The 12,961-nt window shown below is 41.4% G+C and carries 11 protein-coding genes; all 11 read right to left on the bottom strand.

The window, feature by feature from the left end:
- Nucleotide 1: 1 nt before the first annotated feature.
- The 11 genes from I6E69_RS00585 to rsmH are packed head-to-tail and all read right to left on the bottom strand — an operon-like array spanning nt 2 to nt 12,958.
- Complete coding sequence (locus I6E69_RS00585; RefSeq protein ID WP_165723753.1) at nt 2-922, bottom strand: D-alanine--D-alanine ligase; 921 nt, start codon at nt 920-922, stop codon at nt 2-4.
- Nucleotides 919-2,370, bottom strand: a complete 1,452-nt coding sequence (gene murC, locus I6E69_RS00590) for a UDP-N-acetylmuramate--L-alanine ligase (protein WP_039485322.1) — start codon at nt 2,368-2,370, stop codon at nt 919-921. Before murC ends, I6E69_RS00585 begins: the two co-directional genes overlap by 4 nt.
- Nucleotides 2,371-3,447 (bottom strand): undecaprenyldiphospho-muramoylpentapeptide beta-N-acetylglucosaminyltransferase, encoded by a 1,077-nt coding sequence (gene murG / locus I6E69_RS00595; RefSeq protein ID WP_024596376.1) that lies wholly within the window; start codon nt 3,445-3,447, stop codon nt 2,371-2,373.
- On the bottom strand, nt 3,444-4,619 hold the full coding sequence (gene ftsW / locus I6E69_RS00600) for a cell division protein FtsW (RefSeq protein ID WP_024606332.1): 1,176 nt from the start codon (nt 4,617-4,619) through the stop codon (nt 3,444-3,446). Before ftsW ends, murG begins: the two co-directional genes overlap by 4 nt.
- Nucleotides 4,616-5,950, bottom strand: coding sequence for a UDP-N-acetylmuramoyl-L-alanine--D-glutamate ligase (murD, locus tag I6E69_RS00605; RefSeq protein WP_002957991.1), 1,335 nt, complete (start codon nt 5,948-5,950; stop codon nt 4,616-4,618). The genes ftsW and murD overlap by 4 nt, the downstream gene beginning before the upstream one ends.
- Nucleotides 5,951-7,033: a phospho-N-acetylmuramoyl-pentapeptide-transferase gene (mraY, locus tag I6E69_RS00610; RefSeq protein ID WP_002957990.1), complete on the bottom strand. Its 1,083-nt coding sequence runs from the start codon at nt 7,031-7,033 to the stop codon at nt 5,951-5,953.
- A complete protein-coding gene (murF, locus tag I6E69_RS00615; protein WP_165743106.1) occupies nt 7,033-8,415 on the bottom strand; it encodes a UDP-N-acetylmuramoyl-tripeptide--D-alanyl-D-alanine ligase in 1,383 nt (460 codons plus the stop codon). Before murF ends, mraY begins: the two co-directional genes overlap by 1 nt.
- Complete coding sequence (gene murE, locus I6E69_RS00620) at nt 8,412-9,890, bottom strand: UDP-N-acetylmuramoyl-L-alanyl-D-glutamate--2,6-diaminopimelate ligase (RefSeq protein ID WP_197120356.1); 1,479 nt, start codon at nt 9,888-9,890, stop codon at nt 8,412-8,414. Before murE ends, murF begins: the two co-directional genes overlap by 4 nt.
- Nucleotides 9,883-11,700: a peptidoglycan glycosyltransferase FtsI gene (locus I6E69_RS00625; RefSeq protein WP_010554293.1), complete on the bottom strand. Its 1,818-nt coding sequence runs from the start codon at nt 11,698-11,700 to the stop codon at nt 9,883-9,885. The genes murE and I6E69_RS00625 overlap by 8 nt, the downstream gene beginning before the upstream one ends.
- Nucleotides 11,697-12,023, bottom strand: coding sequence for a cell division protein FtsL (ftsL, locus tag I6E69_RS00630; RefSeq protein WP_002957986.1), 327 nt, complete (start codon nt 12,021-12,023; stop codon nt 11,697-11,699). Before ftsL ends, I6E69_RS00625 begins: the two co-directional genes overlap by 4 nt.
- The gene (gene rsmH, locus I6E69_RS00635; protein WP_024606338.1) at nt 12,020-12,958 is read right to left on the bottom strand and encodes a 16S rRNA (cytosine(1402)-N(4))-methyltransferase RsmH; all 939 of its coding nucleotides are present in this window, start codon (nt 12,956-12,958) and stop codon (nt 12,020-12,022) included. The genes ftsL and rsmH overlap by 4 nt, the downstream gene beginning before the upstream one ends.
- Nucleotides 12,959-12,961: the final 3 nt, after the last annotated feature.

A 12,961-nucleotide genomic window follows, 5' to 3' on the forward strand; every position in this document is an offset into this window, starting at 1 on the left:
ATTAAAGCGTTTGCTCTAAAATGCGAACAACTAATTGTTCAAAAGTTGCCCCGTTCGCTTTTGCAGCCATCGGTACTAGTGACTTTTCAGTCATGCCTGGTACTGTATTTACTTCAAGCAGGTAAAAATTCCCTTGCTCGTCTTGCATAGCATCAACACGACCCCAACCACTTGCACCCACTAAATCAAACGCATCTAGCGATATGGCTTGTAAGTACTTAGTATCTTGCTCTGATAAATCTGCAGGGCAATGATACTGGGTTGTATTTGATTGATACTTAGCTTGGTAATCGTAAAAGCCATTAGGTGTCGTCATCTCAATGACTGGTTGTACATCGTCGCCAAGTACCGTGATTGTAAACTCACGACCAGTGATCCACTGCTCTACAAGTACTTGGTTATCAAACTTAAATGCATTAGCTAGTGCATCTTCAAGCTCTTGTGTTGTACTTGCTTGCGCCATACCTATGCTTGAACCTTCATGCGATGGCTTAACCATTACCTTTTTAAATTCATCCATAATGGCTTTAGCATCAAAGCCTTTTTTAGCATCAACTACGGTATAAGGTGCAGTGCTTAAACCCGCTGATTTAAATAAGTGCTTACAACGTACTTTATCCATAGCAAGTGCTGAACCGAGTACATTACTGCCCGTGTAAGGCAAGTTCATAAATTCAAGTGCACCCTGCACTGTGCCGTCTTCGCCACCACGGCCATGCAAAGCGATAAAAACGCGATCTACATTTAATTCTTTTAACTCCCACAAAGAACGACTTTGTGGGTCAAATGCAATTGCATCAATACCACAATTTTGCAGCGCATTTAAAACAGCCTGACCCGATCGTAAAGACACTTCACGCTCTGCTGAGTTACCACCTAGCAGTACCGCTACTTTACCAAATTGTGTGTTTACCTGAGTCATACTTCACCTTGCTTAAGTTTTTCTATCGACATACCCGTTGCAGCTAATGTTTTAACTAACTGGCCTATATTACCAGCGCCTTGGGTTAATACTAAATCATTGTTTTGTAAATTTGCGGCCAAAACGCCTGCAAGCTCAGCATTTGTTGCTACGTGCAGCGGCTCTTTGCCACGTTGGCGAAGGCTACGACATAAGCTTTTGCTGTCTGCGCCCACAATAGGATCTTCACCAGCGCTATACACATCAAGTAATAGCAACTGATCTACATCAGCAAGTACTTTTACAAAATCTTCGTATAAGTCGCGTGTACGAGAAAACCTATGAGGTTGATAAACCATTACTAAACGCTTATCAGGCCAACCTTCACGTACTGCTGCAATTGTTGCTGCAACCTCTGAAGGGTGATGCCCGTAATCATCAACTAACATCACATTGCCCCGCTCGTTTTCAAATTCACCATAGTGCTGAAAACGACGACCAATGCCTTCAAACTTCTGCAGCGCTTCTAAAATTGCATGATTCGCAATGTTTTGATCTTTTGCAACAGCAATCGCAGCGGTTGCATTAAGTGCGTTGTGTCTACCTGGCATATTTAACGTGGCAGTTAAACACTCACCTTGCTTGTTAGTTACTGTAAATGTGCACGTATTAGCTGATTGGCTAAAGTCGCTCATGCGATAATCAGCATCCTTCGATTCACCATACGTAATAACTGGGCGACCAAAGCGCGGAATAAGCTCAGCTGCAACTTCAGAATCAATACATACAACAGCTAAACCATAAAACGGCAAGTTATGAATGAAATCGACATACGTGTCTTTCATTTTTTCAAGACTGCCGCCATAAGTATCCATGTGATCTTCTTCAATATTTGTGATCACCGAGACCATTGGCTGCAAGTGTAAAAACGACGCATCGCTTTCATCAGCTTCTGCTATTAAAAAATCACTTTTGCCTACTTTTGCGTTACTACCTGCGCTATTTAACAAGCCACCAATAATAAAAGTTGGATCGAGCCCTGCTTGTCCATAAATACTCGCAATTAGGCTTGTTGTCGTTGTTTTACCATGCGTACCCGCAATGGCTATACCGTGGCGAAAACGCATTAGTTCTGCGAGCATTTCTGCGCGGCGCACAACAGGGATTCTTGCGGCTTTAGCTGCAATAATTTCAGGATTTGTTTCATCAATCGCGCTTGAAACAACCACTACATTGGCATCTTTCACGTTATTTTCATGATGGCCAATAAATACCTCAGCACCGGCTTTAATTAAGCGATCTGTCATCGCGCTATGAGCAATGTCAGAACCTGTAATACGGTAGCCTTCAAAAGCGAGTACTTCAGCAATACCGCCCATACCGGCTCCACCAATACCAATAAAGTGAATGGTTTCTATTCGGCGCATTGCTGGGCGCGTGTGTTTTTCTTGTACTGACGTTTCTTTCACTTATTTTCTCTTATTTGTTACTTGCTCACAGTGCGTTGCTACGCTTGCTGTGGCATCTAAAATGGCTTGTTTTTTTGCATTTGTAGCCATTTCAGTAATTAATGAAGGTTGGGCTAAATATGGGCTTAATAGTTCAACAATTGATTGTTTATTAAACTGCCCTTGTGGCATTAATAATGCGCCATTAGCCATCACTAAATATTGTGCGTTTGCTGTTTGATGGTCGTCCACGGCATGTGGAAAAGGAACAAAAACAGCCATTTTACCTGCTGCTGCAATTTCGCTAACAGTTAATGCACCAGCGCGGCATACAACAATATCAGCCCAGCTATACGCCGCGTCCATATCATCAATAAATTCAGCTATTTTTGTATTACCATCCGCAAAGCCATGCATTTTATAAGCTGTTTCTACAGTAGATAAATGACCTTTACCTGTTTGATGCCATACGCTTATAGGAGCTGTATTATTTAGTACTTTAAATGCTTCTGGTAATGTTTGATTAAGCACTTGTGCACCGAGCGAGCCCCCTACCACTAAAATATTAATAGGGCTTGATACATCGCGTTTGGCTATATTCATAACGCTTTGGCGAACTGGGTTACCTACTAGCTCGGCTTGACCCTGTGCAAAAGCACTTGGAAATGCTGCTAATACACGTGTAGCCACCTTAGCTAGCAGTTTATTGCTCATACCCGCTACAGCGTTTTGCTCGTGAATAACTAACGGAATTCCTAAACTCTTTGCGGCAATTCCCGTGGGTCCCGTAACATAACCGCCCATTGCAAGTACTACATCTGGACGCTGTTCTTTCAATACCTTACGCGCTTGCAATACTGCATTAACTACCATGAATGGGGCTTTAATAAGACGTTTTAATCCGTTACCACGAACACCTTTTACATTAATAAAATCAATATCTATATTATGCTTAGGTACAACGCTTGCTTCCATTCGATCTGGTGTGCCAATCCAGCTAACTTGCCAGCCTTGCTGTTTTAAATAATCAGCCACTGCAATACCAGGAAAAATGTGTCCGCCAGTTCCACCAGCCACTACTACTAATTTTTTACTCATCGCTTGCCTCCACGTGAGGTGGCTTGTTTGGTTGCCATTTTGGTTTCAAAATCTACGCGCAATAAAATACCCGTGGCAATGGTCATAATTAACAAGCTTGAACCACCATAAGAAATAAATGGCAGGGTTAAACCCTTAGTTGGCAAAATACCCGCGCTCGCACCTACATTCACCATGGTTTGAAATGCAAACCAAATACCAATGGCAAACGAAAAATAGCCTTCGTATTCTTTGCCACACTTAAGCGCTTGTTGGCCTATTAATAACGCTCTAAATACTAAAGTAGCTAATACCATTAAAATACTTACAACGCCTATTAAACCAAGTTCTTCACCTATTACAGCAAAAATAAAATCGTTATGCGCTTCAGGTAAATATTGCAGTTTTTGTACACTGTTACCTAAGCCTTGGCCAAACCAACCACCTTGGCTATAAGCCATTAGCGATTGAACCAACTGATAACCTTTACCAAAAGGATCATCCCAAGGGTCTAAAAAGCCGACAACACGCGCCATTCGATATGGTTCAACAATAATCAGTAATACAACCAGACCGACGCCAGTTAGAATAAGTACAAAGAACTGCCATAATTTAGCGCCAGCTAAAAACAGTAAACCAACCGTTGTTACAAACATAACAACCACTGTGCCTAAATCAGGTTGCAGCAAAATAAGCAGCGCATACACTGCAAATACAGCTATTGGCTTTGCAAAGCCTTTAATATTTTCTTGTACTTCTTCGCGTTTTCTTACCAAATAACCCGCAATATAACTAAAAAAGTATAATTTAGCGGCCTCAGCAACCTGAAAACCAACAGGGCCAATAGGTATCCATCGTTTAGCACCATTCACTTCACGCCCAACAATCAATACCGCTATTAACAGCACCATGCCTAGTATTAATAAATAAGGGTTGGAACGTTTCCACCAATCCATTGGCACACAAACACTTATCCAAAAAAGCACAAAAGACATTGCCAAAAACATGCTGTGGCGAATAGTAATATGGTATGGGTCATCAAATAACCGCTCAGCGGTCGGCATTGAAGCGCTGGTTACCATGATAAAACCAACACCAATTAACATAATTACGCAGTACAGTAGCGGTACATCATACAACTGACCTGAAGGTTTTGGTGTTAATGCATCTCTTATATCGGCAAAAGCAATCATAGCTGCCCTGCCATAACACATTGAATAAAGTCATCACCACGTTGCATATAGTTGTTATACATATCAATGCTGGCACATGCAGGTGCTAACAAAACAATATTGCCTGTACTACTCAGTACATTGGCCAAAGCAACGGCTTCTTCCATGTTGTTAGTTAAATAGCTCTTATTGGTAATCGCAGCTAAGTCACTTGCATCTTTACCAAAACAAATTAATGCTTTTACATGCTGTTCTATGTAGGGTTTAAGTGCGTTTAAATCAGCGCCTTTGGCATCGCCACCAGCAATAACAATCAGGTTTTCACCATCACTAGCCAAACTATCTATTGCAGCAATGGTCGCTCCAACATTCGTTGCCTTTGAATCGTTAAAATACTTTACACCGTTAAGCTCAGCTACAAATTGGCAGCGATGAGCCAATCCATTAAATTGACCTAACGCGTTCTTATATTGCGCTTTACTTACTTCAAACGGACTTAAAAGCGCCATTACTGCAAGCGTATTTAAATAATTGTGCTTACCCACTACCGCAAGCGTATCAACAGGTAAAAAGGCATCGCCTTTAAGCATAAAATGAGTTTCGCCATTATGCTGCGCTAAATGGTAATCACCTTGTTGAGCACCAAAGCTGATTAGGGGAGTTGTACCGCGCTCAACTGGATGTGTTTGAATATCGTCTGCATTGACAACAATAAGCTCTGCACCGTCATAAATACTTAGCTTTGAGTCTATATAAGCTTGGTAACTGTCGTATCGGTCAAGGTGATCTTCTGACACATTTAATACCGTTGCACTTACAGGTTTTAAACTCGTTGTGGTATCTAGCTGAAAACTAGATAACTCAAGTACATACACATCAAAATCATCGTTGAGTAAATCAAGCACCGCTGTGCCAATATTCCCACCCAAAGCAACTTTATAGCCGGCTTCTTTTAATACTTCATAAGCGAGCGTAACCACGGTTGATTTACCGTTAGAGCCCGTAACAGCAACAACCGGTTTTGTATTAATACGTGCAAATAACTCAACGTCGCCAATCACTTCAACACCTGCGTTAATTGCATTTGCAACAGCTGGTATTTTTAAGCTAAGCCCAGGGCTTATAATAATCATATTGCTTGAACAAAGCTCTGCGTCATCCAAATTACCAAAGTGGGTATCTAGATTTGGCGCATGCTCTTTTAACCAATCAATCCCCGGCGGGGTTGCTCGGCTATCAACGACCTTGGGGGCGAGGCCATGAGATAATAGAAAACGCACAATGCCCAGACCGGTTACACCGAGTCCGAGCACTGTTATTTGTTTGTTTTTTATCTCGTTTAAATACTGCATTTATCGAATCTTTAAAGTAGCTAAGCCAGCAAGCACTAGCACAACAGAAATAATCCAAAAGCGCACAATAACGCGAGGCTCTGGCCAACCTTTTAATTCATAATGATGATGAATCGGCGCCATTCTAAAAATACGTTGACCGCGTAATTTATACGACCCCACTTGTAATATTACCGATAGTGCTTCCATTACAAATACACCGCCCATAATAATAAGCAGTAACTCTTGGCGTACTAAAACAGCAATAATACCTAATGCGCCACCAAGTGCTAATGAGCCAACATCGCCCATAAACACTTGTGCTGGGTAAGTGTTAAACCATAAAAAGCCAAGCCCTGCGCCCACAATGGCAGTACACACAACCACAAGCTCACTCGCCAGCGGTAAATGTGGAATATGTAAGTAAGCCGAAAAGTTAATATTACCTGTTAAGTAAGCAATAATTGCCAATGCTGCAGCCACCAAAATAATTGGCACAATCGCCAAGCCATCTAAACCATCTGTCAGGTTTACTGCGTTTGATGTACCTACTATCGCAAAGTACGTGAGCACAATATAAAACAAACCTAATTGCGGTAATACGTCTTTAAAAAATGGAACAACAAGTGATGTCTCAGATGCTTGTGCACTGGTAAAGTACAAAGCAGTAGCTACAACTAATGCAATGACCGATTGCCAAAAGTACTTCCACTTAGCAATTAAACCTTTTGGGTCTTTACGAATAACTTTACGGTAATCATCAACAAAGCCAACAATACCTAATGAGCCAATTACAAACAGTGTTGCCCATACATATTTATTTGATAAATCGGCCCAAAGTAGCGTGCTGGTAAAAATAGCCGCTAAAATAAGTAAGCCACCCATAGTCGGTGTACCCGACTTAGACAAATGCGATTGCGGACCATCGTCGCGAACTGTTTGACCTATTTGCATACGTTGCAAACCACGAATTAACTTAGGCCCCAAATAAAGAGACATAATTAGCGCAGTTAAAATACCTAAAATGGCACGTAGCGTTAAATACGAAAAAACATGAAAACCACTAAAATACTGTGTTAAATACTCTGCCAGCCAAACTAACATTATGATACTCCATTGATGGCTTGTTGCTGGCCATTAACTAAATCGGTTACTAATAATTCCATGCGAGAACTGCGCGATCCTTTCACTACTATTGTTGTTTTTTTATTCACTTTATTAATGCTTTCTTGAATTTTTTGCTGCATCTGTTCGCGGCTCGAAAAGTGACGATTAGGGAGTTCAAACACATCACTTGCGTATTTACTTAACACGCCTAATGTAAATAACTCATCAATCCCTTGTTCAAGTGCATACTCGCCAACTTCTTGATGGTACTTACGTGCATCTTCACCAAGCTCACCCATATCTCCGAGTGCTAAAATGCGGTGACCTTGCATATCACTTAACAAGTCAATCGCAGCCTTTACCGACTTAACATTGGCATTATAAGTATCATCAACCACGGTAAGTAAATCAGACACTTCAATTAAATTAACGCGCCCTTTTACATCACCCATTGTGGCAAGTGCATTGGCTATTTCTTCAAGGGTTACATCAAATTCACTGGTCAGCGCCGCAGCGATAAGTGCATTACTAATATTATGCTTACCAGGTAGTGCCAAAGTAACAGGCACTTGCTTGTTTTTAGTGCAAAGCGTAAAGCTTGCACGTGCATTGGCATCAAGCGTGATGTTCTCTGCCCAAATGTCTAGTTTTTCGGTTGTAGAAAAGCGTTTAACATTACGCCCTTCAAGTTTATCTAACCAATACTGGCTAAATTCACTATCGCAATTAACAATGGCAACGCCGTCATCTTTAAGGCCATCAAAAATCTCACCTTTAGCTTTTGCAACGCCCATTAAACTACCAAAACCTTCCAAGTGAGCTGCTGCAACATTACATACAACGGCCACATCTGGTTTTGTCATTGCCGTAGTGTAAGCAATTTCACCTAAGTGATTTGCACCTAGCTCAATTACTGCAAAACGATGTTGAGGCTCTAAGCGCAATAACGTAAGTGGGACGCCAATATCGTTGTTAAAATTACCTTTAGTAGCTAATACATCACCGTGAACCGACAAAATTGCCGCACACATTTCTTTTACGGTGGTTTTGCCTACACTTCCTGTAATTGCAATTGTTTTAGGCGCCACTTGGGCCATAACAGCGGTGCCAATTGTACCTAGTGCAATACGTGTATCGCTTACTATAAATTGTGGAATATCTACATCAACTTTGTGCTGAACAATAACGCCTATAGCGCCTTTTTGTTTAGCCTCAGCTATAAATTTATGGCCATCAAAATTTGGCCCTTTAAGTGCTAAAAACACTTCGCCATCGCACACTGTGCGAGTATCAGTATTTATATTTAGCACGTGTTGATTATCACCTTGATAATCGGTTGTTAGCACATTAGCTAACCAATCAAAATCCATTGGGATCATTGTGTTATCCCTCTTACTGCTTTTTTTAGTTGTTCTTGTACATAGCGGCGATCGCAAAAGTCGATGCGCTTATCGCCTATAATTTGATAATCTTCGTGGCCTTTACCTGCAATCAAAATAACATCATCAGCTGTAGCATTTTCTATAGCAAAACGAATTGCAGTTGCTCTATCAGCCTCTAAATGTGCATTTTGAGGATGGGTTAGACCGCCTGCTACATCTGCAATAATGTCATCAGGATTTTCTGTTCGAGGGTTATCGCTGGTAATAATCACTTTATTAGCGTTTTGCTCTGCAGCTCGCGCCATTAATGCGCGCTTACCTTTGTCTCTGTCGCCACCACAACCAAATACACAACTTACACCACCTGGCACATGCAACTGCAATGCTTGTAATGCAAGTGCAAGTGCATCGGGTGTATGGGCGTAATCAACAACACACGTTGGCATGCCAGCTTGACTAAAAGCTTGCATTCGACCAGCGACTGGCTGTAACTGCGCACAACCAGCAACTAGTTGCTCAAGCGGATAACCTAGCCCTAGTAATGTAGCGAGCGCTGCCGTTAAGTTATATAAGTTGAATTCGCCAAACAGAGGCGATTTAATTGAAATATCACCCCAACTTGTCGACAACTGCGCCGAAATACCTTCACTTGAATATTCAACATCAGAAAAATAAACGTATCGGACATTCTTAGGAGCCAAGTTTTTGCGGCCATAACAAATTAGGTTATTAAAATCATACTTTTCAAGCCATTGCTCAGCTTGAAAGTCATCTTGATTGAGCACTACAACTTGCGGTTCAAAATCACGGAAAAGCATTAATTTCGCATCACCGTAACTTGCCATATCACCATGGTAATCTAAGTGATCGCGCGAAAGATTAGTAAAAACAGCCGCTTTAAACTGACATTTAGCAACGCGTTGTTGCACTAACCCATGAGATGATACTTCCATGGCTACCAGCTTTTTATGCTGCGAATTTAAATCGCTTAAAATATGCTGTAAATCAACTGTTGAAGGCGTAGTGTTTATCAGTGGAATTAAGTTATCAGGATGGCCATAACCTAAAGTGCCTATAATAGCCGACTCAGTACTACAAAATTGTGCTAAGTGGGCAATCATTGCTGTGGTGGTAGATTTACCATTTGTACCTGTCACACCAATTAAATCAAGAGTCTGACTTGGTTGGCTATAAAAGCGACTAGCTAATTCTGGAAGCTTTTTATCAAGCTCTGAGACTAAATACAGTGGCTCAAAACTGCTTTCAAATTCACATAATCTGTCAGCAATGATAGCTATTGCGCCATTTTCAATTGCTTTAGCAATAAATTGTCCGCCATCAAGTGTATGGCCTTTAATAGCAACAAATACATCACCTGGCGTTACTTCACGGCTATCAAGGCGTAAATGCTTAACCAGTTGCGAGGGCGCATCTATTTCGATGTATTTTAAAATATCCTTTAAATCACGCATCGTTATCTTTACCTTGTACGTACGCAACCTCTTCCTTGTCAGGCGCTACGTTTAATATTCTTAATGCGTTAGAGATGATTTCTGCAAATGCAGGGCCAGCGGTGGCACCTCCATAGTACACATCACCACCTGGTTCATTAATCATAACTACCACGGCTAAACGAGGATTACTTGCCGGTGCTACACCTGCAAAATAACCTACATATTCATCACCATAACCACCTGCTACGGCTTTTTTAGATGTACCTGTTTTACCGGCAGCACGATACCCATCAACTTTTATGTTGCGAGCAGTACCGTCTTTTTCAAATACACTTTCCATCATGTGGACTACGGCTTCTACGTCTTTTTGTTTAAAAATACGTTCGCCTTCAGGTATATTATCTTGCTTTAAAATAGTCAGTGGTCGATTAACACCACCGGCGCCTAACATGGTATAAAAGCGCGCCATTTGCGCAGTACTTACCGAAATTGCATAACCAAATGATAAAGTTGCAATTTCAAAGTCAGACCAACGACGATTTGGATAAAACAAACCACTACTTTCACCTACCATTCCAGTACCGGTGTCACTGCCAAACCCTACTTTTTGATATAAGCCAACAAGGTAATCTTTAGGCACTAACTGAGTAACCTTCGCAACCCCCATATTTGAGGAGTACTTTAGTATTTCGCGCAGTGTTAGTTCGCCGTGATTACGAGTATCTCTAACTAAACTACCACCTAAACGCATCCAACCTGGGTAGGTATCAATCGTGTCATCTGCCTGAATGGCGCCGTAGTCTAGCCCAGCCAAAATGGCTAGAGGCTTAACAGTTGAGCCTGGTTCAAACAAATCTGTAATTGCGCGGTTACGACGCTTATGAGGTGCAGCATCGCTTAAGTTGTTTGGATTAAATGAAGGGCTATTTACCATTGCCAGTACTTCACCGGTTTTAACATCAACTACCATAGCTGAGCCCGATGTGGCTTTGTAAGTCAGTACAGCTGATTTTACAGCTTTGTAGGCAATAGCTTGAATTCGTTGGTCAATACTTAGTTCTATACTTTCTGGCTCTACACGTTCACGTTCGTCAAGTACTTCTACCTCACGCCCTTGTGCGTCTTTACGAATGGTACGGCGGCCTTCCTCGCCAGTTAAAGCGTTTTCGTATAGCTTTTCAATGCCTTCAATGCCTTTACCATCTATATTAGTAAAACCAATAACATGCGCGGTAACTTCACCTGCAGGGTAGTAGCGTTTAGATTCATCTAGTAAATGGATACCAGGGAGGCGTAAATCACCAATATAATTTGCTACAGCAGGAGTAACTTGGCGCTTTAAATACACAAAGCGACGCGAAGGATCGTTTAAAAGTCGAGAATTAATCTTTTTAGGATCAATACGCAGCACATCTGCAAGCTCGCGCCAGCGTAAATCGTTTTTATAATAAAGTGCAGTACGCTTATCAAGCTCAACAGTGTTTTCAGTTAAAGATAAGTGATCTTCGCCGCTTTTACGGGCTTGTTTGATTACTTTAGATACAAGCGATTTATGTAATGCTTTAGGATCAGCATATACACTTACCACAGGCACACTTACCGCTAATTCTTTACCATTGCGGTCAAAAATCATTCCGCGTTGCACATGCAGTTTTTCAACACGCACCGTGCGTTTATCACTTTCTGAACGTGCTTTATCGGGTTCTATCACTTGTAAATAAGCAGCGCGAGATACGAGTGTTACAAACACCATAAACACAACTGTACACACCAGCATAAAGCGCCATGTGATTAAATTAGTGACTGGTTTTTTGCCTCTATTTCTCATTGTACTATTATTACCTGCTCATCTTGACTCGTAGGTCTTTTCATTTTCAATTGTGATGTAGCTACTTCTTCAATGCGTGCATGTTGCGAATAAAATTCTTCTTCAACAAGTAAGTAGCGCCACTCTAAATCGAGCTCATCGCGTTCTTGTAATAATTGATCTTGCTGTATAAGTTGGCCACGAGCTAAGTGGGTTGTTTGCACAACAGCTAAACTAGAAGCGAATATCACAACCAACAAGGCCGAGGTTAGCTTATTAGCTCCTAGGCCTTTTAATATTTCAAAGAATAAATTAGGTTGCCGATAGCTCGCTTTTTTACTCATCCCAACCTCTGTGCAATCCTAAGTACAGAACTACGAGAACGTGGATTACGCTCTACTTCTGCAGCACTTGGCTTAATAGCTTTACCCACTGCTTTTAACGTCAGATTTTTATTTATTTGTGCATCAGTTAAAGGCAGACCTCTGGGTAATGCTTCTCCCTTACTCTGTTTTCTAATAAACTGTTTTACAATACGGTCTTCTAAAGAATGAAACGAAATCACCACTAAACGTCCGCCTGGCTTTAGCACTTTAACTGCAGACTGAAGCGCAGTTTGAATTTCTTCAAGCTCACTATTAATGTAAATACGAATAGCCTGAAAAGTACGGGTAGCTGGGTGTTTAAACTTATCTTTTACCGGTACAGCTTCATCAACAAGGTCAGCAAGCTGCTTGGTAGTTGTGATTGGCGTGTGCTCACGAACTTCAAGTACTTTGTGTGCAATGCGTTTACCAAACTTTTCTTCACCCAATTTTTTAATTACGTGGGTAATATCATCCAACTCAGCCTCTGCTAACCACTGTGCTGCACTGCGACCTGTTGTAGGGTCCATACGCATATCGAGTGGGCCGTCTTTCATAAAACTAAAGCCACGCTCAGCGTCATCTAGTTGTGGTGACGAAACACCAATGTCTAATAAAATGCCATCGACTTTACCAATTAGATCGTTTTGCTGTGCTACTTCGTATAAGTTTGAAAAGCGAGTATGTGCAATTGCAAAACGTGGGTCATCAGCAAATTTTTCAGCTGATTGTATTGCTTGTGGATCTTGGTCAATTGCTTGCAGGCGACCTTCATCACCAAGGCGTGCTAAAATTTGCCCAGAGTGGCCACCACGTCCAAATGTACCATCCATGTATATACCGTCTGGCTTAATTGCAAGGGCATCGATGGTCTCATCCATTAATACGGATACGTGTTCAAATTGCGCTGTCATTAG

The sequence above is a fragment of the Pseudoalteromonas sp. NZS100 genome, assembly GCF_015864815.1.
In the GTDB taxonomy this organism is placed as follows: domain Bacteria; phylum Pseudomonadota; class Gammaproteobacteria; order Enterobacterales; family Alteromonadaceae; genus Pseudoalteromonas; species Pseudoalteromonas distincta.

Bases quoted from the DNA above. Each gene is read 5' to 3' on its own strand.
- murF (WP_165743106.1), bottom strand. From the start codon at position 8,415: ATGATCCCAATGGATTTTGATTGGTTAGCTAATGTGCTAACAACCGAT.
- mraY (WP_002957990.1), bottom strand. From the start codon at position 7,033: ATGTTAGTTTGGCTGGCAGAGTATTTAACACAGTATTTTAGTGGTTTT.
- murG (WP_024596376.1), bottom strand. From the start codon at position 3,447: ATGAGTAAAAAATTAGTAGTAGTGGCTGGTGGAACTGGCGGACACATT.
- ftsL (WP_002957986.1), bottom strand. From the start codon at position 12,023: ATGAGTAAAAAAGCGAGCTATCGGCAACCTAATTTATTCTTTGAAATA.
- murD (WP_002957991.1), bottom strand. From the start codon at position 5,950: ATGCAGTATTTAAACGAGATAAAAAACAAACAAATAACAGTGCTCGGA.
- murE (WP_197120356.1), bottom strand. From the start codon at position 9,890: ATGCGTGATTTAAAGGATATTTTAAAATACATCGAAATAGATGCGCCC.
- I6E69_RS00585 (WP_165723753.1), bottom strand. From the start codon at position 922: ATGACTCAGGTAAACACACAATTTGGTAAAGTAGCGGTACTGCTAGGT.
- ftsW (WP_024606332.1), bottom strand. From the start codon at position 4,619: ATGATTGCTTTTGCCGATATAAGAGATGCATTAACACCAAAACCTTCA.
- I6E69_RS00625 (WP_010554293.1), bottom strand. From the start codon at position 11,700: ATGAGAAATAGAGGCAAAAAACCAGTCACTAATTTAATCACATGGCGC.
- rsmH (WP_024606338.1), bottom strand. From the start codon at position 12,958: ATGACAGCGCAATTTGAACACGTATCCGTATTAATGGATGAGACCATC.